The organism is Nocardia donostiensis, assembly GCF_002081715.1.
In the GTDB taxonomy this organism is placed as follows: Bacteria; Actinomycetota; Actinomycetes; order Mycobacteriales; family Mycobacteriaceae; genus Nocardia; species Nocardia donostiensis.
On sequence record NZ_MUKP01000018.1, the window covers coordinates 39,958 to 63,545 of the forward strand.

A 23,588-nucleotide genomic window follows, 5' to 3' on the forward strand; every position below is an offset into this window, starting at 1 on the left:
AAGTACCAGGCTCTCAATGGGATCGAGCCTTGCCCGGCCTCGTTTCTGGTGCATAATCGCCTTGGTGCCCGCAGTTTGCCGGCACCGATCCACGGCAGGCAGCCGCCGCCGACATATTCGGGAGGGAGGAATGATGCGGCCGGGCCTGCACCGGACAACGTTGACCAGCGCGGCCGTCACCGCGGTCGCGGAACTGCTCGGCGTCGACGCGGCGACTGTGTCCACCACCACCCCGTTCACCGATCTCGGTCTCAGCTCCACCCAGTTGGTCCGGCTGACCACGCACCTCGAGGACGCGCTTGGCGTCGAGGTGCCGCTCACCGCGATCTACGATCACCCCGATATCGAACAACTGGTCGACTCACTGATGCGATGACGGCCACCCCCGCCCCGCATCCGCCGATCGCGATCGTCGGCATGGCCTGTCGGCTGCCAGCCGCGGCCTCCATCACCGAATTCTGGCGGCTGCTGCTGTCCGGGCAGGACGCGCTCGGGCAACCGCCGCCCGGTCGTGTCGGTACCCAGCCGGGCGGGTATCTCGCCGATATCGACTGGTTCGACAACGACTGGTTCGGGATCTCCGCGCGGGAAGCCGCGGTCATGGACCCGCAGCAGCGGCTCGCGCTGGAAGTCGCGGTCGAGGCAATCGACGACGCGGGAATCGGATACCGCGCGCAGGGTTGCGGCGCGGCGGTAGTGTTCGGCGCCTGCGGTTACGACCACGGCAGCGTAGTACTTGGCAAGGGCGGTCACGACGCGCAGTACGCGGTCACCGGTTCAGCGCTCAGCATTATCGCCAACCGCCTGTCCTATGTGCTCGACCTCCACGGACCGAGCCTGGTGGTGGACAGCGCGTGCTCGTCGTCGCTGGCGGCGATCGACCTGGCGGTGCGGCTGCTCACCGACGGTACCATCCCGTTCGCCGTGGTCGGCGGTGTCAATCTCGCCCTGCTCCCCCACACCACCGACTACCTGGCCGAGGGCGGTTTCCTCGCCCCGGACGGGCGCGGCAAACCCTTCGACGCGAACGCCGACGGTTATGTGCGTGGCGACGGCTGCGCCGTGGTTGTCTTGCAGCGCAGCGCCGACGCCATGCGGTCGGGCAACCGGATCTATGCCGAAATCCTCGGCACCGCAGTCGGTTCAGATGGACGGTCCAACGGGCTGTATGCGCCGAACGGGCGAGCCCAGCAGGATGTGGTGCGCACCGCGTGGGCGCGTTCCGGGCTCGATCCGGCTACCGCCGGGTACCTCGAATGCCACGGCACCGGAACAGCATTGGGCGATGCAGTGGAAGTGGGTGCGCTCGCCGCGGTGCTCGGCGACGAGCGTTCGCCCACCTGGATCGGTTCGGTGAAATCCACCGTCGGCCATCTCGAGGCAGCGGCCGGGGTGACCGGGCTGATCAAAACCGCGCTGTCGATCCATCACGGCACCATCGTCCCCACGGTCGGCTTCCGCACCGAGAACCCGCTGCTGCGGCTGACCGAACGTGGGCTGCGGGTGCCGACCCGCCTGGTGGACTGGCGGGCGACACCGGCCGTAGAACGGCTCGCCGGGGTCAGCTCGTTCGGCTTCGGCGGCACCAACGCCCATGTGGTTGTTCGCGGGACGCCGCACCCGCACCCACGCCCGCGCGAGGACAACACTCCCGTGCTGATCCCGGTCACCGGTCAAGATCTCGGCGACCTGCGTGACCACGCCCGGCAGGCCGCCGAGCTGCTCGGAAACCTCCCGAACGAGCCGCAAACCGACAACGAACCAGCACGCGAGCCCACACTGACCGCCTTCGCGGCGGGAGCGGCCCGACTGCTCCCCGAACTCGCCCGCGCGGCCGTCGTCGCCGCCGATCGCATCGAGGGCGAACACCGGTTGCGGGCGCTGGCGGCAGGCACCCCCGTCGCCGGGGTCATCGCCCCGCGTGACCGGCGCCGCCACGGCGGGATCGTGTTCCTGTTCTCCGGACAGGGCGGGCAGCACGCCAGGATGGGCCGGGCACTGGCCGCCCGCTACCCCGCGTTCGCCGACGCGATCACCGTTGCCGCCGACGCCGTCGCGGCGGCGGGCGGACCGCGGGTGTGGACGCCGAAGCGTGGTTTCGTATTGCAGGCGCCCGAGCGGTCGGTCACCGAGCTGGTCCAGCCCGCGATATTCGTGTTCCAAGTGGCTGCGGCACGCCTGTTGGAGTCGTGGGGGGTGCGGCCCGACGCGGTCACCGGGCACAGCCTCGGTGAAGTTGCCGCGGCGGCGGTGAGCGGGGCACTGCCGGTCGAGGAAGCGGCCAGGGTGGTGGTGGCGCGCAGCCGGGCGCTCGGCAGGCTGGACGGGCAGGGCGCGATGGCGGTGCTAGAGGCCGAGCCGCACGAGGTGCGGCGGTTGGTGGAACCGATGTGTGACAGCGTCGGGATAGCGGCAGTGAATGGGCCGCGTTCGGTGGTGGTTTCGGGTCTGCCCCGCTATATCGACACGCTGGTGCGCCGCGCGAAACGCCGAGATATCTACGCTCGGCGTATCGCCGTCGATTTCGCGGCGCACAGTCCGCAGGTCGACGCGGTGCTGCCGGAATTCCGTGCCTGCCTCACTGGGCTGGCCGCCGAGAAGCCGCACACCAGGATCTATTCGACAGCGCGCCGCGGCGAAACGATAACCACCGCTGGTATGGACGCCGACTACTGGTGCCAGAACGTCGCCGCGACGGTGGAACTCGCGGCCGCACTGGATCGGGCCGCCGCCGACGGTATGGCGACAGTACTGGAAATCGGTCCCCATCCGGTGCTGCTCGGCGCAGTGGGTGACCACCCCGATTACACCGGTGCGGTGTACCCGCTCACCACCCGCTCCGACGAGGGCGGCGATTTCCTCGCCTGCCTCGCAGGTTTGTACACCGAGGGCCGGACATTGAACTGGCCTGCTGCCGGGCCGTTCGACTGGGCGCCGCGCCGCCGTTGGCGCCGCCGCCACTTCCCGCTGGTCACCACCGAGCCACCGTTCCACGCCGACGACCTCAGCGACCATATCGTGCATGGGGAGGCTGTCGTACCCGCCGCGTTCTGGCTGCGCAAACTGCTGCATATGGCGCGCGGCAGCGGAAGGTCTGCGCTCGCCGACTTCGTAGCGCACGAACGGCTGACGCCTTCAGCGCTGGCCGAGGTCCGATATCAACGGGAATCGGTATCGGGAAGACTGCGGGCGGAGGTCACGGGTCGCGGGGCGCTGGCTTCGGCTCGGCTCGCCGGTGACCCCACACCCGCTGACATCATCGCATGGATGCGGATGGTCGACGCGAATCGGGCTGCGCTGCGCGGGATGCGAGTCACCACCCCGGACGATCTGTACGAGCGGCTGCGGGCCAGACATCTGGAATACGGACCGGTTTTCCGCCCGCTGCGCCATATCGCATCCGGCCGCGATCGCGCGTTCGCCACCTTCGACGGCCTCGACCTGCACCGCACCGCCACCGTGGACGGCTGCCTGCAGCTGTTCGCCGCGGTCGCCCCCGACGAACTGCCCGCCGATACGGTTCCGCTGCCGATCGCGGTGGCCTCCGCGTGGTTGTCGACCGAACCGGGCCGACGCGTGCAGGAGGCGCACGCCTTCGTCCGTGGCCGCAGCGCCAACGGTTTGTCCGGCGATATCTTCGCCACCGACCAGAACGGCGCCCCCGTGCTCGCGCTCACAGGTGTGCAGATCAGGTTCGCCGCCCTGTCAGGTGGAGACAGTTCCCTTCCGTCGAAAGCCCTTGCCCACACTGAGCTTCCAGTCGTCCCGGTGCGCGGTTCCGAAGTCGGCGAGGTTCCGCCCCGCACACTGCTGCGTGAAATCTGGGAACCGCTATCCCCAGACCACGGTATTTCCCCCGGCCCCGAATCCGGCGCAGTGCCCCTCCTTTCACCAGCTGACGACTATCGCCCAGACCGCATTGTCCAAGCGACCTTGCCGGTCTCCCCTCAGACGGCCGGCCGAGCCCACCCACCCTCTGTTCCCGGAGTGGACGTTGCGAACCTCCGAACGACAGCCGACGGAAACCACCCACATCCTGTTCCCGAAGCAAACGCGACAAACCCCCGGACCACCGCCGTCCGAAACCACCCGCACCCCCTACCCGAAACGAACGCGACAAATCCGCGAGCGACCACCCACCCGAGCCATTCCCACCCTGCTCCCGAAGCGAGCACGGCGCACCCCCGAACAACTGCCGACCCGAACAACCCACACCCTGGCTCCGAAGCGGGCAGGTCAGCGCTGCAGGTGGGGAGCGGCGGAACGGGCTTCGGCACCGGCAACAGGTCAGGACCGGAGATTCGGCGGGCGGTGGTGGTCGGCGCATCCGCACAGGCTGTCCGCCTCACTCGCGAACTCGACCGGTGTGTGCCGACCGAGCGTGTCGCCCGCGAACCAGATCAGGCGGGCCCGATCGTGTCGGCGGTATTGGCGAGCCGCACTGCGGCCGCCCGCACGGCAGTGGTCGTGGTGTGGCCGCATGAGAACCCAGCGCCCACCGACGACGAACCAGCGGTGGTGACGGTGGGGCGGGTTCTCGATCTGCTGCAGCGCATCAACGCAAGCGCCGCAACCGCCTCCCTCACCGTGGTGCTGCCGACCGGGGCTGCGATCACGCACCCGACGACGATGCGCGCCCCTCTCGACTCCCCCTCGGCCCGTGCTGGGTATCGGAACGACGGAATCGGCGACGCATACCGTGCGGAGCCCACCTGGCTTTCCGAAACACCGGCTCGCGGTGCAGACGATAGTGGGTTCTTTGGACATCGCGCAGGCTCGCCGAATGAGCACCATGACCAACCATGGATCCCGGCGCACACTGAGCGGGCGCGAACGCTCCCCGTGGCAAACGCTCCACACGGAGAAACGCCGACTCCAGGGCGCGATCTCCAGGAACGAACGGACACAGGCAAACAACCCCCGCAAACTCTGAGCGCGCCAGGCGACAACCTAGAGCAAACGGACACCACTACAGGTAATCAGGCCCGGCAAAAATGGAGTTCGACGGACACTCGTGGCCGCACGGGCGCCACCGTGAGCGACCCAGGGGAGCAACATGGGGGCGCGGCAAGCGATGAGCGCGGAGCCGCAGGCGTGGACCGGGGACCGACCCGGCAAGGTGCCGATGCCGGTTTCGTCGGCGAAGGGCCGGTGTTCGCCGACGCCAGGGTGGGCGCGATCGCCGGGCTGGTCCGGTCGCTACAGCTGGAGTCCGGGCGCCCGGTCCGGCTGGTGTGGTCCGCCGGGGTCGAGGTGACGAACCAGGATCTGCTGTGTCGCCTGGTAACCGGCTCAGATACGGGGCAAGCGGCCCGGATACCTGAAGAGGTGCTACTCGCTGGTGGTGCGCCCGCTGTCCGGCGGTTCGTGCCTGCAGGGCCGCGAGGACGGCGGATCGAGATCGATCCCGCCGGAACCTATGTGGTGACCGGTGGGCTGGGCGCGCTGGGTTCGGTTGCGGTGCGCTGGCTGCTCGACGCAGGTGCGCGCGAGGTGGTGGTGCCGACCAGGTCGCCGCGTCCGGCGCCGCAGCTGCTGGACGGGTTGGAGGACCGGATCGTGGTGGTGCGCTGCGATGTCGCCGACCGCACCGATCTGGACAACGCACTGCGCGATATCCGGGAATCCGGCTGCACTATTCGCGGTGTGGTGCATGCGGCAGGCTCGGTACAGGATGCTGTGTTCGAGGCGGTGTCCGCCGCCCAGCTGGCCCGATTGTTCGCGCCGAAGCTGACCGCCGCGACCAATCTGATCGAACTCACCGCTACCGACCCGGTCGATTTCACCCTGTTGTTCTCCTCGGCGACCGGTGCATTCGGTGCACCCGGCCAAGCCGCCTACGCCGCGGCGAACGCGGCGATGGACGCTTTGGCCCGCACGTACGGCGATCGCGGCGTGACGAGCATCGGCTGGGGTGCCTGGGAAACCGGTTTGGCCGCAGCTTCCGGCGGGGCCGCGCATTTCGCCCGCGCCGGTATCGTCGCGCTCGGCAATCGGGGTGGTGCGCGGCTGCTGCGTGACACACTCGGTTACGGCGGCTATCTGCTGGCCATGGACTACGCCACGAATACCGACGCTTCACCGATCGCGGTTCGGTTGCGCGAACTGCTGGAAACGTACACCTATCCAGTGACCACCGCGAGACTGGAAGACAGCCCACCCGGCCCGTTCGTCCGCCCGGAGCCGATTATCGAGACAGTCCGTCACGCATTAGCGGCCACGCTGTCGATACCACCGCAAAGCGTCGATACCGCAGCCGATTTCAACGATCTCGGCCTCAGTTCCCTGCTCGCGATCGATATGCGCAGAACCTTGGAGCATCGGCTGAACATCCATATTTCCACCGTCGAGCTCTTCCGCCACCCCACGGTGGAAACACTGGCAGCAGCGCTGTCGGCGCGCCTCGGCCACCTGGCGGACGGCGCGGACCGGTGACACTGCGCTCCGCCCCCGCCGAAGACAACACCGACCCGGCGGCAGATATCGATGCTCACGCGCGCGGCGACCCGCTGGTGGCTCGGCTCAGACAGCAGGCACGTCTGCGTGGCGACGCCACCGCGTTCGTCGAGCTGCGCTATCAGGGGCAGCGCTGCCTACCTGAGTCGATGACCTACGCCGAATTGGACCGTGTGGCAGCCACCTTCGCCGCGCAACTGCAGACGGTGAGCCGTCCCGGTGACCGTGTCGCGATCCTGTGCGGACACGGCCTCGGCTACATTGTGGCGTTCCTGTCTTGCCTGTATGCGAGGCGGACCGCGGTGCCGCTGTTCCCGGCCGCCGACCGCAACCGCTCCCGCCTTGAAACCGTGCTCGACGACGCTCGGCCGAGCGTCGCATTCGTCTCCGCGGACGACAGCACAAGCCCCCGGCTGCTCGCCCCGGTTTTCGACCAATTCCTGCCGGTAGACAGGCATGCCCCTGATATCGGCCCGCTGGTGGCGCCGGACGAGACCGCAGGGACCGGCCCCGCGTATCTGCAGTACACCTCTGGTTCGACCCGGTCGCCTGCCGGTGTACGGGTGACGTGCCGGAATCTGGCGACCGCGCTACGGCAGCTGTGCACGGCGCTGCCCGCCGCCCGCGCCGCGCCGATCGTCACCTGGCTGCCGTTCTTCCACGATATGGGTTTGCTTCTCGGATTGGCGCTGCCGCTGTATACGGGCGTCCCCGGGGTGACGATGGCGCCCGTCGATTTCGTGAAACGCCCCATTCGCTGGTTACGCGCCTGCTCCGACTATCGGGCCGGGATGACCGGCAGCCCGAATTTCGGTGTCGCTTTGGCTGTCTCGGCGACCACCGCGGATGAGCGGACCGGCTTGGATCTGTCCGCGCTCGAGGTCGTGCTCAACGGTGCCGAACCGGTCCGTGCCGCCACCTTGGACGCGTTCACCAGCGTTTTCGCCGACTACGGTTTCCGGCATCGGGCGCATACGCCCGGTTACGGGCTGGCGGAGGCAACGCTGCCGGTGGCGATCTCCAAGCAGGCGGAAGAGCCCGTGATCACCCGTTTCGACCGTGACGCGCTGGCTGCCGGGTATGCGGTGCAGACGAAATCCGGCGCTGGTTTCGCCCTGGTCGCCTGCGGGATGCCGATGGTGGACGAGCAGGTGGCGGTGGTCGATCCGGGTGCATCGCTCGAACTGGAGCCGGGCATGGTCGGCGAGATCTGGGTGTGCGGGGCGAATGTGTGCGATGGCTACCACAGTCGACCCGATTGTTCGGCGATTTTCGCCACGCCGCTGCCGGGCCGGACCGGCAGCTGGTTGCGCACCGGCGACCTCGGGTTCTGGTTCCACGGCCGACTCTATGTGACGGACCGGCTCAAAGATGTGATCGTCATCGACGGCCGCAACCATTACCCGGCGGATATCGAGGCGACCGTGATCGGGTGTGCGCCCGAGGTCAGGCCGGATCGGGTAACGGTCTTCGGCTACGACGACGGCGCTACGGAGAATGTGGTCGTGGTGGCCGAGCTCGCGCAGGAGACGATCGGCGAGCCCCGTGAGATCGAACGACGCATAGCTGCCGCCGTCGCGTCAACGCACGATATCCGGCTCGCCGATATCGTCCTGACCGTTCGGGGACGGATACCGCGCACCAGCAGCGGCAAATTGCGCCGCGGCGAGTGCCGGGCACGTTATTTGCACGGGACCCTGTGATCGGAGCGGTCAGCGACCGTCGCGGCCGAGTAGACGGTCGGTTTCGCGGCGCTCCCGTTTTGTCGGTCGACCGGATCCGCGGTCCCGGCGGGGCATGGCAGCCAGCACCTCACGCGGCGGGGGCGGTGGGCTGCGGTCGATCAGGCATTGGGCAGCGATCGGGGCGCCGACCCGTTTGGTGATGATGCGTTCGACGATCACGATCCGTTCGATACCGCCCGACCGGATCCGTACCTCGTCGCCGGGGTGAACGGTGTGGGCAGGTTTGACGGTCGTCCCGTTGACGCGGACGTGTCCGCCCCGGCAGGCAGCCGCGGCCGCGGACCGGGTTTTGAACAGCCGAACCGCCCAGATCCACGAATCGACTCGGGCCTGGGTTGCGGCGTTGTGCTGGTGTGGTTCGCTCGCCACCTGTTACACGATACGGCGTGCGGTGACCACGTCGTCGGGGCTCAGCGAGGTGTAGGAAACCGGCTGGCCGGACTGGACGGCGTTCAGCAGCTGCCCGTCGCCCGCGTACATGCCGACATGACCGCCACCGTTGGTGATGACGATATCGCCGGGACGCAGGTCCTGGAACGCGACGGGCGCGCCGACATGCGACTGTTCGAAGCTGGTGCGCGGCAGTTCGATACCGGCCTGCTTGTAGGCCCACTGGACGAGCCCGGAGCAGTCGAAGTTGTTCGGGCCTGCGGCACCCCATGAGTACATGGCGCCGACCTTCGTTTTGGCGGCGTCGAGGGCGATATCTGCGGGAGTGTTGTCGAATACTCCGGGCATCATCGGGGCGAAGCCGGGAGCGGGGGCGCCGGGAGCGGCAGGCGGGGGAGTCAACGCCTGCTGCAGCTGCTGGTTCAGCTCCTCGACCGGCTGTTCGAATTCGTCCGGCACTTCGACGTCGAATTTGCCGACACCGGGAATGTCGATGGTGGCCGTAGCTGCCATGGCCGGAATCGCGGGCATGGCCCCGGTCGATGCGGCCACAGCGCCCATCATGAGCGCACCTTTGACGGAATTCGGCAAACGAGAATCCCGCTGCAAGCTGTGTTTACCCACCGAGCTGCGTCTCCGATCTTCGTGCTCTCCCGCCGACCGGGTGAGGCTACTACACCTCCGGTTCCCGGCTCGGCGGCCGAGATCCGAGGGGCCCCGACAGCCGATGAAGCGGCGACCAAGTGGCGCCGCTCCTTCTGACGAAGCGACTGACTCCACTAAGTCACGAGAAGATTACGATGCCGAGGCGATGTTGTCCAGCGCACAGACCTGGGACTTCTGCAGAACTGCACGTACAGATGCAAAGACAACCGCGAAATAGGCGGGCGCTCGGCTGTTGCCGGATAACGAAACGTGACCGCCCGCAGCCCGCTGCTGTTATCGCGCCGAGGCCTGCGGAGCCTTGAATTCGCTTGGGGTGCAGGGCGTTAAACTGGGTACCGCTGTCGAAGATCGTCGACAAGAACCATCGCCAGGGGGTAGCGGCGAGCCCGACCAGCACAGCAAACCGCAAATCAGTACCATGCTCCACGAGCGCACGCTCGCGAGCGGGCCGTCCCGTCCGGCGCGGGAGAACCAGTTGGGATGTGATCAACGATGGCTGCGACCAACAGAGCCAGCCGTGGCCGCGGTAAACGGCGCATGCGGCGGGCTGGAGTCGTGATCACCGGCTTAGGGGCTGTTGTGTCGGCGCTGGCTATGGCTGCGCCGAGCGCGATGGCAGTGCCTATCGGTCAGCCCATCGTGTCGATAGGGATGAGCGGTGGTCTCACCGCCAGTATCGGAACCAACTGCCGGTATCAGGTGCAGGTGCTGACGAACGACGACGCCGACCCGGTCGTCTTAAGCGATGGGGCGGGCGGCAGATTCGTCCCGAACAACGTCACCGCCGAACCCGTCGGCCCCAACTACAAGGTGTTCACCACATGGTGGCCCGCCAATACCGGTGATCTCGTCGTCACTGCCTCCCAGTCAGGGCAGGTCGTGAGCACGGAGCCGATCAAGGTGGGGCCTGGCATAGATCTCATGGGCGCCGGGTGCATCGTCCTGCGCTGAGTGAACGCTGATCACAACGGTGCTTCAGGACGCGCCGCCACGCTCCTGAAGCACCCGCTCCAGCTCATCGATCCGACGCCGCGCGTCCGCGAGTTCGACCTCGAGCTGCCCCAACGACATCACCAGCGGGCCGACCGCGAGATCGGCAACCAGCTGTGGGTCGTCGTAGCCGCGCTCGATGGCGATCAGGATGTTGTTACGAATACGGTTGGCGACCACGGCCCCGGCGGGCACGTTCCAGGACTCGACGACTTCGGCGGTCGTCGTGGGTTCGGGCTCGACGGACATGACCACTCCCATCTTCACTGGACATGACCCACTCAGCCTAGAGACCTCGTACAGTCCTTGTCCCACACGAAACTCCGGGGCTACCCACAGCCGACGGCCTCGAGCACCACCTTTCGGTTCCTGATATCGCCGATAAGGACTCGACATGCAACTGGCCGATGGAAACCGGAAGCGAGCGAAATAACTCGTGCTGGTGTAGTGCACTTCGCGGTTGGGAAGATAACATTCCATCGGTCCGACTGCGCACCGATCAGTAGCGTCGCGCTGTAACCGACTTCTACTCGAAAGCAACGTATCATCACCGAGCGTTCGCTTCACCCCAAAAAGCCAACTACAAGTTCATTTCCGAGAACTTATCCCCTAACGAGCAGTCACGAATTATACGACAAGCAACGCGCTCACCCTGCTGATGCAGCCTAATCGTTTTCTCCCTCTTCTTGCGCCCCAGTCCAGATCAGCGGATGCTCGAATCGTGCGGTCTATTCGACCGCATAGCAGCACCATTGAGGTCCAGGAGGACCAGCAATGTGGACAGCAAGCAGGCCAAACGCCCACCGAGGCCCATCGTGGGCCTAGTGGGCGTCAGGCAACAGCCTGTCCCGCAAATTGTCGGCGCGGCCTATGCCGGCCCTCCGGCAAGCGGTGCATCCACCACTGCTGAATGTCGGCAATGGATTCCACTCGGGATTCGCACATATCGCGCTACCGTGAGAACTTTCCAGCCGCATCCCCCATCCCAAATGGGAGTAGTTCACGTGTGGAAAGAAAGAAGAACCAGCAGCCGCGGCCGATTTATGTCACGGGTGCAAATCTCAATGGCAAGTACTGCGGCCATCGCAGCAACTCTTGTTTTCGCCGCACCTCAGGCCGGGGCAAATGCCACTCTTGTCAACCCGCCTGTCCAAGGCTTGAGCTTCGGGACAAGCTCCAACTTCGGCACAAACTGCGAATACGAAGTAAGCGCGGCCGTAGACGACCCTGCTACCAAGGTTGTTTTTACCGATTCCCTCGCGGCTAATTTCACCCCGCCTGATCCGATGCCGATGGGCAACGTTGTCACCACTCGTTGGCGGCCCACTGCTACTGGTTCTCATGTAATTACTGCCACGCAAGGCGGAGCAGCGATATCAGCCCCGATAACAGTCGGCAGTGGTCTCTCCATATTCGGGATTGCATGCGTAGTTTACTAATAGGAGGACAAGGACTCGACACGCCGCATCGTACTATCCGACTCAGGAGCGACTCACCATGCAGACCGAAAGCAGAAATGGTACGAAACGAGGACATATGCGGCGAGGCAGTGCCCTGGGAGATATCGGAGCCGTCGCCGCAGCCCTCGTTCTGGCTACACCACAAGCCGGGGCAGCAGCTTCAGCTATCAATGTGGAACAGGGCCTCAGTTTCGGGGCCAAAAACTACGGAACCGGCTGTACATACAAAGTGACAGCAACCGCGGATCCTGCAGTCCCGGACCCCGTCATATTCGGAGACGAAAAGGGCGGCACTTTTTCCGCAACCTCGGTACCACTCACCGGCAACACCGCCAGCACCAACTGGACACCTAGAAATACAGGAATGCAATATGTCGGAGCTTATCAAAATACTTTACCGGCACAGCTGCAGACCGTAGATGTCAACACTGGGTTCCCCATATTCGGCATGTGCGTCGTACTCCCGTGGTAAGGAGAACATCGATTCGGTCCACCCCTTACTCACCGTCGCCGCTGCACGGGCGGGCACCGGCAGTCCAAGTAGCGGTCGCCCGAGGTGATCTCGATGGTTGCCTGCCTCATGGTGGCTGACCAAGCAGCGGGCGTGAAGCGTTGAAGGGCCGAAAACAGCAACCCATAGCGGTATCTAGGACACGTCGTAGATACCCTGAGAAAACGCTAGCGGGAGGCGCTACGGTGTCCCGGTATGGACCCAGTGCGCAATCCGTATGCCCCCGGCGCCGGTCAGCGCCCGCCCGAATTGGCCGGGCGGGACAAACAACTCGGCGCCTTCGATATCGTGCTGGAGCGGATCGCGCGCGGCAGGCCGGAGCGCAGTGTCATGCTCACCGGGTTGCGGGGCGTGGGGAAAACGGTGCTACTCAATCAGCTTCGGTCGGCAGCGGTATCGCGTGGGTGGGGTACCGGGAAGATCGAGGCGCGGCCGGATCAGGGTTTGCGTAGGCCGCTGTCGTCGGCGTTGCATATGGCGGCGCGGGCGATCGCGAAGGCACATCGCAATCCGGAACGGGTCGACGATTTCCTCGGGATTCTGAAGGCATTCGCGCTGCGGGCGACCGCGGACAAAGGGATGCGCGAGCGCTGGCAGCCGGGTATCGATGTGCCCGCGGTAACCGGTCGCGCCGATTCCGGTGATATCGAAATCGACCTGGTGGAACTGTTGATGGAGGCCGCGGCCTTGGCTGGTGATATCGGGGTGGGTATCGCGATCTTCATCGATGAGATGCAGGACCTCGGCGCGGCGGATGTGTCGGCGATCTGCGGGGCCTGCCATGAGCTGAGCCAGGACACCGCGCCGCTGATCGTGGTCGGTGCGGGGCTGCCGCATCTGCCCGCAGTGCTCTCGGCGTCCAAAAGCTATTCGGAACGGCTGTTCAGCTATCACCGGATCGACCGGCTAGACCGCGAATCCGCCGATCAGGCGCTGATCGCCCCGGCCGAACGGGAGGAGGTGAAGTTCACCGGTGAGGCGCTGGATGCGCTGTACCGCAAAGCCGACGGCTACCCGTATTTCGTGCAGGCCTATGGCAAAGCCACCTGGGATCAGGCGCCGAGCAGCCCGATCACTGCTGAGGACGTCGAAGTGGCCGCACCCGCCGCGGAGGAGGAGCTGGCCGTCGGTTTCTTCGGCTCCCGCTACGAACGCGCCACCCCGGCCGAACGCGAATACATGCGGGCGATGGCCGACCTCTCCGATATGGACGAGCCGGTGGCGACCGCGGCGGTGGCCAAGGAACTGGGACGCAAACCCGCCTCGCTGTCACCCGCCCGCGACGGACTGATCAAAAAGGGACTCATCTACTCGGCCGAACGCGGCACCATCGGCTTCACGGTCCCGCACTTCGGGCGTTATCTGCGCACTGTGTGATCCGAGTACCATGAGGCTGCAGAACACGTTCGGCTGTGCCGGACAGTGACGAGGACGCTGACCCAGCAGGGCTCGCCCCGGAGCCGAGGTACGACGGCGGTACGCCGAGCACGCTGTACCAGCGCACCACCGCTCCCTCAATTACCGCGCCCCGCAGCACCGCTGGAACGGCAAAGCCCCTGGTCGGTGCAGGCGCTGCCGAGCGCGTCCCAGGTCTGCGGTCCCACGATGCCGTCCACCCGGATGTCGTAGTAGCGCTGGAAGTTCCGCACCGCCTGCTGTGTCCGTGAGCCGAACACACCGTCCACCTCGACGGTGCCGTTGCCGTAGTAGTCGCTCACGATCAACTGGACGACAGCGACACACACGCCGTCATCGCCTCGTCGCAGTGTCGGCTCCTCGATCAGACAGCCGACGATCACCGACTCGGAGTCGGCTGATTCCGCGTCGATATCGGCAGGTTCCGCACCGCGGGGTGCGGTAAGAACCAGCCCGCCGTTGCCCGGCGACGCCTGCGCCACCCCGGTCACCGCGCCGAAACCCACCACCGCGATCACCATCGCGCGCAGTACGCGCCCAGCCGCTCGTGTTGTCCCTATCCGGTTCATTCGGTCCCGCCTTCCGTTGGCCACCGGATTCGAACCCACTTCGAATCCGTCGCGCCGACGCTAGAAGCCGCCGCCAACGTCTCGGTAACGTTGCTCTCATGCCCGCCGGAGCTGGTTACGCGCCGCTCGGCACCATCTCGGCGCGGCCGACCCGTAGCACGGTCGAACCCAGCCGGATGGTGTCCCCCGGTGCGATCACGACGGGTTCACGGACCCGGCTGTTGTTGACGAACACCCCGTTGGACGACCCCAGGTCCGCGATCCGCGCCGAGGCGCCGTCGGTTTCGATCCGCGCATGGCTGCGGCTGATCTTCGGATCGGGCAGCTGGATGCCGTTCCCGACGCCGCGCCCGATCGTCACCCCGGGCGATGTGATCTCGTAATGGTGGCCTTCGGCGGTGACCAGCACTATCGCGCCGGATGTCTCCTGCACTGTGGGCCGGTCGGCGTCGATCGCGGGGAACCGAACCGGTCGCGGCCCGGCGGGCAGCGGTTCACGGGCGAGGACCCGCTGCTGCAGTTGCCGCAGTTCGGGGACCGGGTCAAGCCCGTGGCCGCACAACCGGGAAACGATGGCGCGGCATGCTTCCTCGGCCTCATCGGTACGGCCGCACAGATATAGTGCGCTGATCCATCGGATCCACACCGATTCCCTGGTCGGCGCGTTATCTGCGAGCACCCGCAATTCACCGATCACCTCGGACGCCCGTCCGCACGCGAGGTCCATATCAATGCGGTCGATGAGCACCTGCCCACGTTCCTCGTCGAGTTTGGCGACAAAGTTGTCGACGAACCGCGACGGCGGCAAACCGTCCAGTGCCGCGCCGGACCATTCGGCCAATGCCTGCCGGAACAACCCGGCAGCGCGGGCGTGGTCGCCGGCGTCCTTGGCCAGCACCGCCCGCGCCCTGGTATCGGTGAACCGGTGCAGGTCGCACCCATCTGCCGGGAGTTCGAGCCGATAGCAACCGTTGTCGGTGCGCAGCAACTCCGCGCTCACTCCGCCCGAACGCAGTGCCGAGCGGATCTCGGCGATCCGGTTCTGCACGCCCGCACGATAGGTCGATGGCGGTTCGTCCCATATGCGTTTGCCCAGTTGAGCTGGGGAAAGCGCGGTACCGCGGTTGGCGGCGAGGACAGCGAGGGTGGTGAGCGTCAGCCCGGCCCGGATCGGCAGAACCCGGTCGGCGACCGATAACCGCACCGGCCCCAGCAGCCGGACCTGCACCGTATCGGCGGTCAGCTCAGCTGCAGGCATCTGCCGTCGAACCCTCCGTCGGACTCGCGGAACACCGGCCATTCGACAACCTGGGCGCGGGTCTGCGGGCCGTAGATACCGTCGACGTCGGCGCCGTACCGCAGCTGCAGATGCCGCACCGCAGATCGGGTCGCCGGATCGTAGGTGCCGGTGACGGTGAGCGGAATATCGTGACACAGCGCCAACGCCCGTTGCAGCGACGTCACCGCCGCACTGCTGTCGCCGGTGTTGAAGATGCACCGGGGTTCGTCGCGCCCGGGGTCCCCGCTCGGCACCTCCACGTAACTGCCCGCGCCCGCAGATACCCGCACCGACCAGTAGCAGTGCGTGCTCAACGGCTGCGCCGCGACGTCGTTATCGCCGTGCGCCTGGTCGTTCGCGAGGCCCGCGTCGGCGGGCTGCTCGGAGCTTGCGACGATGCCCCACACCGTTGCCATGCCGACGGTGACCGCGGCGGCCAGAAGCATCAAGCGCCGCCTCACCCGCTTCGGTTTCGCCGGTGCGGCACGATCCTGTGACGACGGCACCCCTGTAACCGCGCCGTCCCCTCCTCCCGATACTGCGGTGACTGCCTCCGACGCCTCGGGAACATCGCCCTCGTGCGCTGCGACTACGCGCGAACCAGGAGCCTCGGACTGCGAAGCTGATCCTGACGCCCTGGCCTCCCCGTGCAGCCCAGAAGTCTCAGCCTGCGCATCCGGCGTCTCCGGATGTGGTCCAGACGCCCTGGTCGCCGCGTGCCACCCAGAAGTCTCGGTCTCCCCGTGCGATCTCGAGGCCCTGGTATCCGCACCCGATCCGGCTGTCTTGCTCTCCGCATCCGATCCAGACGTCCGGAGTTCCGCAGCCGGTGCAGGCGTCTTGCTCTCCGCCGGTGAACCAGACGCTCGGAGCACCGCGCGCAGTCCAGACGTCTCCGTCCCCGCATCCGATTCGAGCGGCTCGACTTGCGCATCCGGTCCAGAGGCCTCGGTCTCCCTGCGTACTGCGGACATCCTGGCCTGCGCGCCTGCCTCAGGCGTTTTGATCTCCGCGCTCGGTCTAGACGCCCCGGTCTCCCCGTGCGGTCCCGCGGTGCTGGTCTGCGTGTGTGGTTCAGAGGCCCGGGCCTGCGCAACCGATCCGGATGTCCTCGTCCTCACAGAAGGTCCGGCTATCTTCGTTGCTGCCAGTGGCCCGGATGTCCTCGTCGCGATATCGGCAGCGGGGTCGTCGTGTGCCGGGTCGGTGTCGAGCGCGGCCAGTGCGGCCGCCGCGAGCTCACCGCAGCTCTGGTATCGCTCGTCCGGCTCCTTCGCCATGGCCAGCGCGATCACCTCGTCGAACCCGGCAGGCAGACAGGGTCGGAGCAGGGATGGCACCGGTGGTGGTTCCGTGCAATGTGCCTGGATCAGCGCTGTGTCGCTGCGCATCGGGTAGGGGACGGAGCCGGTGAGCAGCCGGTGCAGGGTGGCGCCGAGTGAGTACACATCGCTGCGCGGGTCGGGCGGGAAGCCGATGAAACGCTCCGGCGCCACATAATCCGGTGAGTATTCGCCCGGCCCCGCCTGGGTAAGGGTTGCGGCTTCGTCGAGGCTTCTGGCGATCCCGAAATCCGCGACCAGCACTCGTTCCGGTCCGCCGGTCGAAGCCACCAGCAGGTTCGAGGGTTTGATATCGCGGTGCAGCACCTTGTTGTCGTGGGCGTAGTCGAGTCCAGTGGCGGCATCGCAGAGGAACCGGACCGCCCGCGCCGGGTCCAATCCGCGGGGGGTGTTCCGCAGTACTGCGCCAGCGTCGGTGCCATCCACGTATTGCATCTCGATCCACCACACGCTGTCTGTGCAGCCTTTGTCCTGCACGGCAACGATGTTCGGATGCGACAGCCGGGATACCAGATCGGCCTCGCGCCCGAACAGTTCGAGGCTGCGGCGGCCGGCTCGCAGCGGGTCGAGCACCTTCAGGGCGACGGTCTTGCCCGGCAGCCGCGGGTGTTCGGCGCGGTAAACCACGCCCATACCGCCGCGGCCGAGTTCCTCGAGTATCAAATATCCCGCGAATCTCTGGTTTTCGCGTAGTACCACCGTTGTCCCCTGCATTCCGACGCACCGACGCACCGTCTCGTCCGTGAGCCGCCCGCATCCGAGCGGTTCCGGTGAGTCCCCGGAGTACACGCCGCGCGGAGACGGCAATGTGCGGTTTCGCCTACGCTACAAGACTTTTCGCCAGGGAGAGAAGGGATTCACCGAGCAACCCGCCAGCAGGGGACGAGGCGGGCCGGACAGCTGTGGCACCAGACCCAGGGCCCCCAGGATACATACCAGAGACCATCGCGGAATATATCCGATTATTGCATTTTCCCTAGATGCAGGAAGACACCCCTCGACAGCATGCCCTCGAGTGAAGGCGAGTCGAATATCTCGCCCTCTAGCTTGTGTGCTCGAATACCTGATACTCACCTGACCATACCGTTTGTGAGGAATTTCTAGCATTTTCTATCAATATGACTAGAACTAGATAGAACCTCCTCGGCCGAGCAGGCCCACCCCCGACCCGCGCCCCGAGCAAGCGATGCACAACGGGTCCGTAACGGGCCGACCCGCTGGTTAACGTCCCGCAAGCCGTCCCGCGACAACTGGAGACAGAAATGTTTCCGCCGAGGCCATCGGAACCGGACCCCAGGAGGCCACATGTCCATCACCACCATCGCCCGCGACGGCAGGGCGTGCACCGTCGCCGCCGACGACGGGGTGCCACTGGCGGTCCGTATCACCGGAGCCGAGAACGCACCCACGACCGTGGTCTTCGTGCACGGGCACTGCCTACGGGGCGAATCGTGGTCGTACCTGCGCGACCAGCTGAACAGACACTGGGGCTCCGACACCCGGATGGTCTTCTACGACCATCGAGGCCACGGTGCGTCGGGGGCGAGCGACCCGTCCACCTACACCATCGACCAGCTGGCCCACGATCTGGATGCAGTGCTGCGCGCGGTCGCCGCTCGCGGACCGGTGATCCTGGTGGGACATTCGATGGGCGCGATGGTGGTGCTGGCCTATTCCCGGCTGTACCCGGAAGCGATCGGCACCCGCGTGGTCGGCGTCGGGCTGATCGCAGGCGCCGCCAACGGGGTCACCCAGGTGGGGCTCGGCAGGTTACTCAACGGGCACACCGTGCGTTCACTGCAACTGGCTGTGCACCGCGCGCCACGGTTTCTGCACATGTCGCGGCGGCTGTCGCGCAGAATCTTCGAACCGATCGCGCGGGAGGTCGCTTTCGGCAGCAGGAAAGTGCCTCCGCGGGTGGTCGCCCTCGCCGCGACCATGCTGAACGAGACGTCACTGTCGACCATGGCGGGTTTCCTTGCCTCGCTGCGCGCCTTCGACGAAACCGGAAGCCTGCACCGCCTCGGCAGCATCCCCGCATTGGTGCTCGCCGGTTCCGCGGACATCATGATCCCGTTCGCGCATTCGGTCGTGCTCGCCGCCCACCTTGCGAACGCCGAACTGGTCCGGCTGGAAGGAGCAGGTCACAACGTGATCTTGGAACGGGCCGAAGAGGTCGCGCTGTCCATCGCGGGGCTGGCCGAGCGTGCGGCCGCTGCCGCTCGCCACGCCGGCAACGACTGTGCCGCTTACGCCCGCACGGCCTGACCCATCACGACCACGTGAATTCCTACAACAACCACTGAACCCACGAGCCGAACCGCCAGAGTTGACGTACTGTGTTGTAGATCACGTTGTGTGGTCGGTCACACGACACGCCGCCGCGACGGACAGCGACGTCCGCACGACGGCCGATCCGACGACCGGGCAGAAAACCAGGAGGTATCGATGACACGCAGCGACTTGGCGGAACTCCGCTACGCCGTAGGCCAGCTCCGGCACTCCATCACTGCGTTGCGCGCGCACTACGGAGACGCCAGCACCGTGCGCCGGCTGGAGAACGACCTCGAGCGTCTGGTCATCGACGCGGACGAATTCGAGAAGTCGCCGCCGCCGGAGGTACGTTCTCGAGCCCAGGAACCCATCTACGTCCCGGACAGCAAGTCCGACGAGGCGGCGTGGATGGGCGCCCAAGACGAAGGGCTGGGTTTCCACTCCCGCCCCCGCACCACCTGAACGCCGATCGCGCCTGGTAACCACACACCTGGCGCGCTTCCACAGGCCGGTTCCGCCCTCGCGGCGACCGGCCTGTGCGGGTTTGTGGCGAGTTCACCCAACGACATCACACCTACCCTTCAGCGCCAGATGTGGCGCAAATCACCCACCCACCCGGCCCGCGTTTGCCGAGGCCCCACTCGCTCAATAGCACAGGTGTCGTAAGGTGCTGTACATCACATTGGATCGCGGAGGTACATGATGACCACCCGCACCGCGGATCAGCGAGGCATCGACAGGTGAGTGCCGCAACAACCGCCACCCGGGATTCGGGAACCGGCGTACTCAGCAAAACCAGGGCTCGTATCGCAACGCGCACGCTACGCACCGACCGATGGTGGCTCCCGCCGGTTCTCACCGTGCTCGGCCTGGCCGCTTTCGTCATCTATGCGACGATCAGATCGTATGTGCGCACGGCGTATTGGGTTTCCGATTACCACTACCTGACGCCGTTCTACTCGCCGTGCCTGAGCACCTCGTGCGTCGAGGGCTCCAGCCATTTCGGCACCCCGTTCGGGGAGATTCCCGCGATCCTGCCGCTCGGTTTCGTCGCGCTGCCGTTCCTGCTCGGCTTCCGGCTGACCTGCTACTACTACCGCAAGGCCTACTACCGGTCGGTGTGGCTGTCGCCGCCCGCGTGCGCCGTCGCGGAACCGCATACACGCTATACCGGTGAGACCCGCTTGCCGCTGATCGTCCAGAACGTGCACCGCTACTTCTTCTATATCGCGTTGATCGTCACGGTGATCAACACCTACGACGCGATCGGCGCATACCACGGGGCGAGCGGCGGCTTCGGCATGGGCCTGGGCAGCCTCATCCTGACCGGGAACGTGATCCTGCTCTGGGCCTACACGTTGTCGTGCCATTCGTGCAGACACGCCGTCGGCGGACGCCTCAAACACTTCTCCGCCCACCCGGTGCGGTACTGGCTGTGGACGCAGATATCCAAGCTCAACACCCGCCACATGACCTTTGCCTGGGTCACGCTCGGCACCCTGGTGCTCACCGACTGCTACGTGATGCTGGTTGCCAGCGGCACTATTTCGGATCTTCGCTTCATCGACTGAGGAGTTTTCGCGGCTATGCCTGAAGTGGAACGGCACGCATACGACGTCGTCGTCATCGGTGCCGGTGGCGCCGGACTGCGCGCGGTGATCGAGGCCCGCGAACACGGCCTGTCTGTCGCGGTGGTCTGCAAATCCCTGTTCGGCAAGGCACATACGGTGATGGCCGAGGGCGGCTGCGCTGCGTCGATGGGCAACGCCAACGAAAAGGACAACTGGCAAACCCATTTCCGCGACACCATGCGCGGCGGCAAATTCCTCAACAACTGGCGGATGGCCGAACTGCACGCCCAGGAAGCCCCCGCGCGGGTATGGGAACTGGAAACCTACGGGGCGCTGTTCGATCGGACCCCCGACGGGCGGATCAGCCAGCGCAATTTCGGCGGCCACACTTATCCGCGGCTCGCGCATGTCGGCGACCGCACCGGCCTGGAACTCATTCGCACCATGCAGCAGAAGATCGTCTCGCTGCAGCAGGAGGATTACGCCGCTACCGGCGACTACGAGGCCCGGATCAAGGTGTTCGCCGAATGCACGATCACCGAGCTGCTCAAAGACGGGGACCGGATCAGCGGCGCGTTCGGCTACTGGCGTGAATCCGGGCGGTTCATCCTGTTCGAGACTCCGGCCGTGGTGTTGGCTACCGGCGGGATCGGCAAATCCTACAAGGTGACCTCGAACTCCTGGGAATACACCGGCGATGGTCACGCTCTGGCGCTGCGGGCGGGGGCGACGCTGATCAATATGGAGTTCGTGCAGTTCCACCCGACCGGGATGGTCTGGCCGCCGAGCGTGAAGGGCATCCTGGTTACCGAGGGTGTGCGCGGCGACGGCGGGGTGTTGAAGAACGCCGAGGGCAAACGGTTCATGTTCGACTACATCCCGTCGGTGTTCAAAGGTCAGTACGCCGAAACCGAGGAGGAGGCCGACCAGTGGCTGCGCGATAACGATTCCGCGCGGCGCACCCCGGACCTGCTGCCCCGCGACGAGGTTGCCCGTGCGATCAACGAAGAGGTGAAGGCCGGTCGCGGCACCGAGCACGGGGGCGTCTACCTGGATATCGCCTCCCGGATGCCGGCCGAGGAGATCATCCGGCGGTTGCCGTCGATGCACCATCAGTTCAAGGAACTGGCCGATGTCGATATCACCACCGAACCCATGGAAGTCGGCCCGACCTGCCATTACGTCATGGGCGGGATAGAGGTGGACCCGGATACCGGGGCGGCGAAGGTGCCCGGGCTGTTCGCGGCCGGGGAATGTTCCGGCGGTATGCACGGCTCGAACCGGCTCGGCGGCAATTCACTGTCGGATCTGCTGGTGTTCGGCTGCCGGGCCGGATCGGGCGCGGCAACGTATGTGCAGGCGCTCACCGAACGCCCGGTGGTCTCGGAGACCGATATCGACGATGCGGCTCGGCTGGCGCTGGCCCCCTTCGGCCCGGCCGATGGTGGCAGCGAAAACCCGTACACACTGCATACCGATCTGCAGCAGACGATGAACGACCTGGTCGGCATCATCCGCAAGGAAAGCGAAGTCCGCCATGCGCTGGCGAAACTCGCCGAACTGCGGGAACGGTTCGGCCGGGTGCTCGTGGAGGGGCATCGGCAGTTCAATCCCGGATGGCATCTGGCCCTCGATCTGCGCAATATGCTGCTGGTCAGCGACTGTGTTGCGCAGGCGGCGCTGCGGCGCACCGAAAGCCGCGGCGGGCACACCCGCGACGACTACCCGGCGATGGACCCGCAGTGGCGGAACAAGCTGCTGGTCTGTGCCATAGACCCGGCCGACGCGGCCGCCGCGATCCCGGCGGTGACGGTATCGGTCGCCGAACAGGTGCCGATGCGGCCGGAGCTGCTCGCGCTGTTCGAGCTGAGTGAGCTGGAAAAGTACTACACCCCCGAAGAACTCGCCGGTTATGCGGCGGCCGGGGTGGTTACCGATGGAGAGGCGTAGCAATGGGTTACGACGCCCGGTTCCGGGTATGGCGCGGCGATGACGACGGCGGGGAACTGCGCGACTATACGGTCGCGGTGAACGAGGGTGAGGTGGTGCTCGACATCATCCACCGGTTGCAGGCCACTCAGGCCCCGGACCTCGCGGTGCGCTGGAACTGCAAGGCGGGTAAATGCGGCTCGTGTTCGGCGGAAATCAACGGGAAACCGCGACTGCTGTGCATGACTCGGATGTCGACCTTCCATCAGGACGAAATCGTCACTGTGACGCCGATGCGGACGTTCCCGGTGATCAGAGATCTGGTAACGGATGTCTCTTTCAATTACGAGAAAGCCAGGCAAATACCATCCTTCGCCCCACCACCGGATTTGCGGCCGGGGGATTACCGGATGCGTCAGGTCGATGTCGGGCGTTCGCAGGAGTTCCGTAAGTGCATCGAATGCTTCCTGTGCCAGAACGTATGTCATGTGGTGCGCGATCACGAGGAAAACAAGCAAGCCTTTGCTGGGCCGCGTTATCTGATGCGGATCGCGGAATTGGAAATGCATCCGCTGGATACGGCGGATCGCCGGGAACTCGCCCAGGACGAACAGGGGCTCGGCTACTGCAATATCACCAAATGCTGTACCGAGGTCTGCCCGGAAAACATCAAGATCACCGACAATGCGCTCATCCCGATGAAGGAGCGGGTTGCCGACCGGAAGTACGATCCGGTTGTCTGGCTGGGTAACAAGCTCTTCCGGCGCTGATCAGCGGCCCATCACAGGATCGCCACCACACCGACAGAAACCAGCCACACCAGCACTCCGACGAACAATGCCGACATCACGGAGCTGGTGAGTACGAACACACCCACCGAGGACACCGCGAAAAGCAACCCGACGATCAGCCATTCGACCCAATCGTCCGGTCGCAACCTTCGGTACCGGGGATGGGAATTCTTGAGCCCACGGTCCACAACTTGTTGT

The 23,588-nt window shown here is 65.9% G+C and carries 17 protein-coding genes; 10 read left to right on the forward strand and 7 right to left on the reverse strand.

The annotated features are described in order from the left end of the window. The first annotated feature begins 130 nt into the window (after positions 1–130). The 3 genes from B0T44_RS14040 to B0T44_RS14050 are packed head-to-tail and all read left to right on the forward strand — an operon-like array spanning position 131 to position 8,159. Positions 131–376 carry an acyl carrier protein gene (locus B0T44_RS14040; protein WP_245839406.1) on the forward strand — a complete coding sequence of 82 codons (246 nt, stop codon included), beginning with the start codon at positions 131–133 and terminating at the stop codon, positions 374–376. Then, on the forward strand, positions 373–6,435 hold the full coding sequence (locus B0T44_RS14045) for a type I polyketide synthase (RefSeq protein ID WP_077115997.1): 6,063 nt from the start codon (positions 373–375) through the stop codon (positions 6,433–6,435). The genes B0T44_RS14040 and B0T44_RS14045 overlap by 4 nt, the downstream gene beginning before the upstream one ends. Then, positions 6,432–8,159, forward strand: coding sequence for a fatty acyl-AMP ligase (locus tag B0T44_RS14050; RefSeq protein WP_254854171.1), 1,728 nt, complete (start codon positions 6,432–6,434; stop codon positions 8,157–8,159). Before B0T44_RS14045 ends, B0T44_RS14050 begins: the two co-directional genes overlap by 4 nt. 9 nt (positions 8,160–8,168) lie before the next feature. Here the strand turns inward: B0T44_RS14050 and B0T44_RS14055 are convergent, their stop codons facing one another. Beyond that, positions 8,169–8,570, reverse strand: a complete 402-nt coding sequence (locus B0T44_RS14055; protein WP_077115998.1) for an RNA-binding S4 domain-containing protein — start codon at positions 8,568–8,570, stop codon at positions 8,169–8,171. 3 nt (positions 8,571–8,573) lie between these two features. Further along, positions 8,574–9,152, reverse strand: a complete 579-nt coding sequence (locus B0T44_RS14060; protein ID WP_081512127.1) for a C40 family peptidase — start codon at positions 9,150–9,152, stop codon at positions 8,574–8,576. A gap of 717 nt (positions 9,153–9,869) precedes the next feature. Between B0T44_RS14060 and B0T44_RS14065 the strand changes: the two genes are divergently transcribed. Next, positions 9,870–10,208, forward strand: coding sequence for a hypothetical protein (locus B0T44_RS14065; protein WP_139347754.1), 339 nt, complete (start codon positions 9,870–9,872; stop codon positions 10,206–10,208). Positions 10,209–10,232: 24 nt separating this feature from the next. On the opposite strand, the gene B0T44_RS14070 is transcribed toward B0T44_RS14065, so the two are convergent. Next, positions 10,233–10,496 carry a hypothetical protein gene (locus B0T44_RS14070; RefSeq protein WP_077116197.1) on the reverse strand — a complete coding sequence of 88 codons (264 nt, stop codon included), beginning with the start codon at positions 10,494–10,496 and terminating at the stop codon, positions 10,233–10,235. 1,917 nt (positions 10,497–12,413) lie between these two features. Between B0T44_RS14070 and B0T44_RS14075 the strand changes: the two genes are divergently transcribed. Beyond that, entirely contained in the window at positions 12,414–13,595 is a 1,182-nt protein-coding gene (locus B0T44_RS14075) for an ATP-binding protein (protein ID WP_077116000.1), read from the forward strand. A gap of 137 nt (positions 13,596–13,732) precedes the next feature. On the opposite strand, the gene B0T44_RS14080 is transcribed toward B0T44_RS14075, so the two are convergent. The 3 genes from B0T44_RS14080 to B0T44_RS14090 all read right to left on the reverse strand — a co-directional run bounded on the left by B0T44_RS14080 (position 13,733) and on the right by B0T44_RS14090 (position 17,539). Then, the gene (locus tag B0T44_RS14080) at positions 13,733–14,203 is read right to left on the reverse strand and encodes a peptidoglycan-binding domain-containing protein (RefSeq protein ID WP_081512113.1); all 471 of its coding nucleotides are present in this window, start codon (positions 14,201–14,203) and stop codon (positions 13,733–13,735) included. Between the two features lie 115 nt (positions 14,204–14,318). Beyond that, positions 14,319–15,461: a BTAD domain-containing putative transcriptional regulator gene (locus B0T44_RS14085; RefSeq protein WP_077116002.1), complete on the reverse strand. Its 1,143-nt coding sequence runs from the start codon at positions 15,459–15,461 to the stop codon at positions 14,319–14,321. After that, positions 15,443–17,539 (reverse strand): serine/threonine-protein kinase, encoded by a 2,097-nt coding sequence (locus B0T44_RS14090; protein ID WP_081512117.1) that lies wholly within the window; start codon positions 17,537–17,539, stop codon positions 15,443–15,445. The genes B0T44_RS14085 and B0T44_RS14090 overlap by 19 nt, the downstream gene beginning before the upstream one ends. Before the next feature lie 591 nt (positions 17,540–18,130). Between B0T44_RS14090 and B0T44_RS14095 the strand changes: the two genes are divergently transcribed. From B0T44_RS14095 to B0T44_RS14115, 5 genes are all read left to right on the forward strand, one after another. Continuing rightward, the gene (locus tag B0T44_RS14095; protein ID WP_077116004.1) at positions 18,131–19,093 is read left to right on the forward strand and encodes an alpha/beta fold hydrolase; all 963 of its coding nucleotides are present in this window, start codon (positions 18,131–18,133) and stop codon (positions 19,091–19,093) included. A gap of 180 nt (positions 19,094–19,273) precedes the next feature. After that, positions 19,274–19,561, forward strand: coding sequence for an Rv0250c family protein (locus tag B0T44_RS14100; RefSeq protein WP_077116005.1), 288 nt, complete (start codon positions 19,274–19,276; stop codon positions 19,559–19,561). A gap of 278 nt (positions 19,562–19,839) precedes the next feature. After that, positions 19,840–20,670: a succinate dehydrogenase subunit SdhC gene (sdhC, locus tag B0T44_RS14105; RefSeq protein WP_077116006.1), complete on the forward strand. Its 831-nt coding sequence runs from the start codon at positions 19,840–19,842 to the stop codon at positions 20,668–20,670. A gap of 15 nt (positions 20,671–20,685) precedes the next feature. After that, on the forward strand, positions 20,686–22,620 hold the full coding sequence (locus tag B0T44_RS14110; RefSeq protein ID WP_077116007.1) for a fumarate reductase/succinate dehydrogenase flavoprotein subunit: 1,935 nt from the start codon (positions 20,686–20,688) through the stop codon (positions 22,618–22,620). Between the two features lie 2 nt (positions 22,621–22,622). Next, complete coding sequence (locus B0T44_RS14115; RefSeq protein WP_077116008.1) at positions 22,623–23,369, forward strand: succinate dehydrogenase/fumarate reductase iron-sulfur subunit; 747 nt, start codon at positions 22,623–22,625, stop codon at positions 23,367–23,369. Positions 23,370–23,380: 11 nt separating this feature from the next. On the opposite strand, the gene B0T44_RS14120 is transcribed toward B0T44_RS14115, so the two are convergent. Then, positions 23,381–23,578, reverse strand: coding sequence for a hypothetical protein (locus B0T44_RS14120; protein ID WP_077116010.1), 198 nt, complete (start codon positions 23,576–23,578; stop codon positions 23,381–23,383). Between the last annotated feature and the right edge of the window lie 10 nt (positions 23,579–23,588).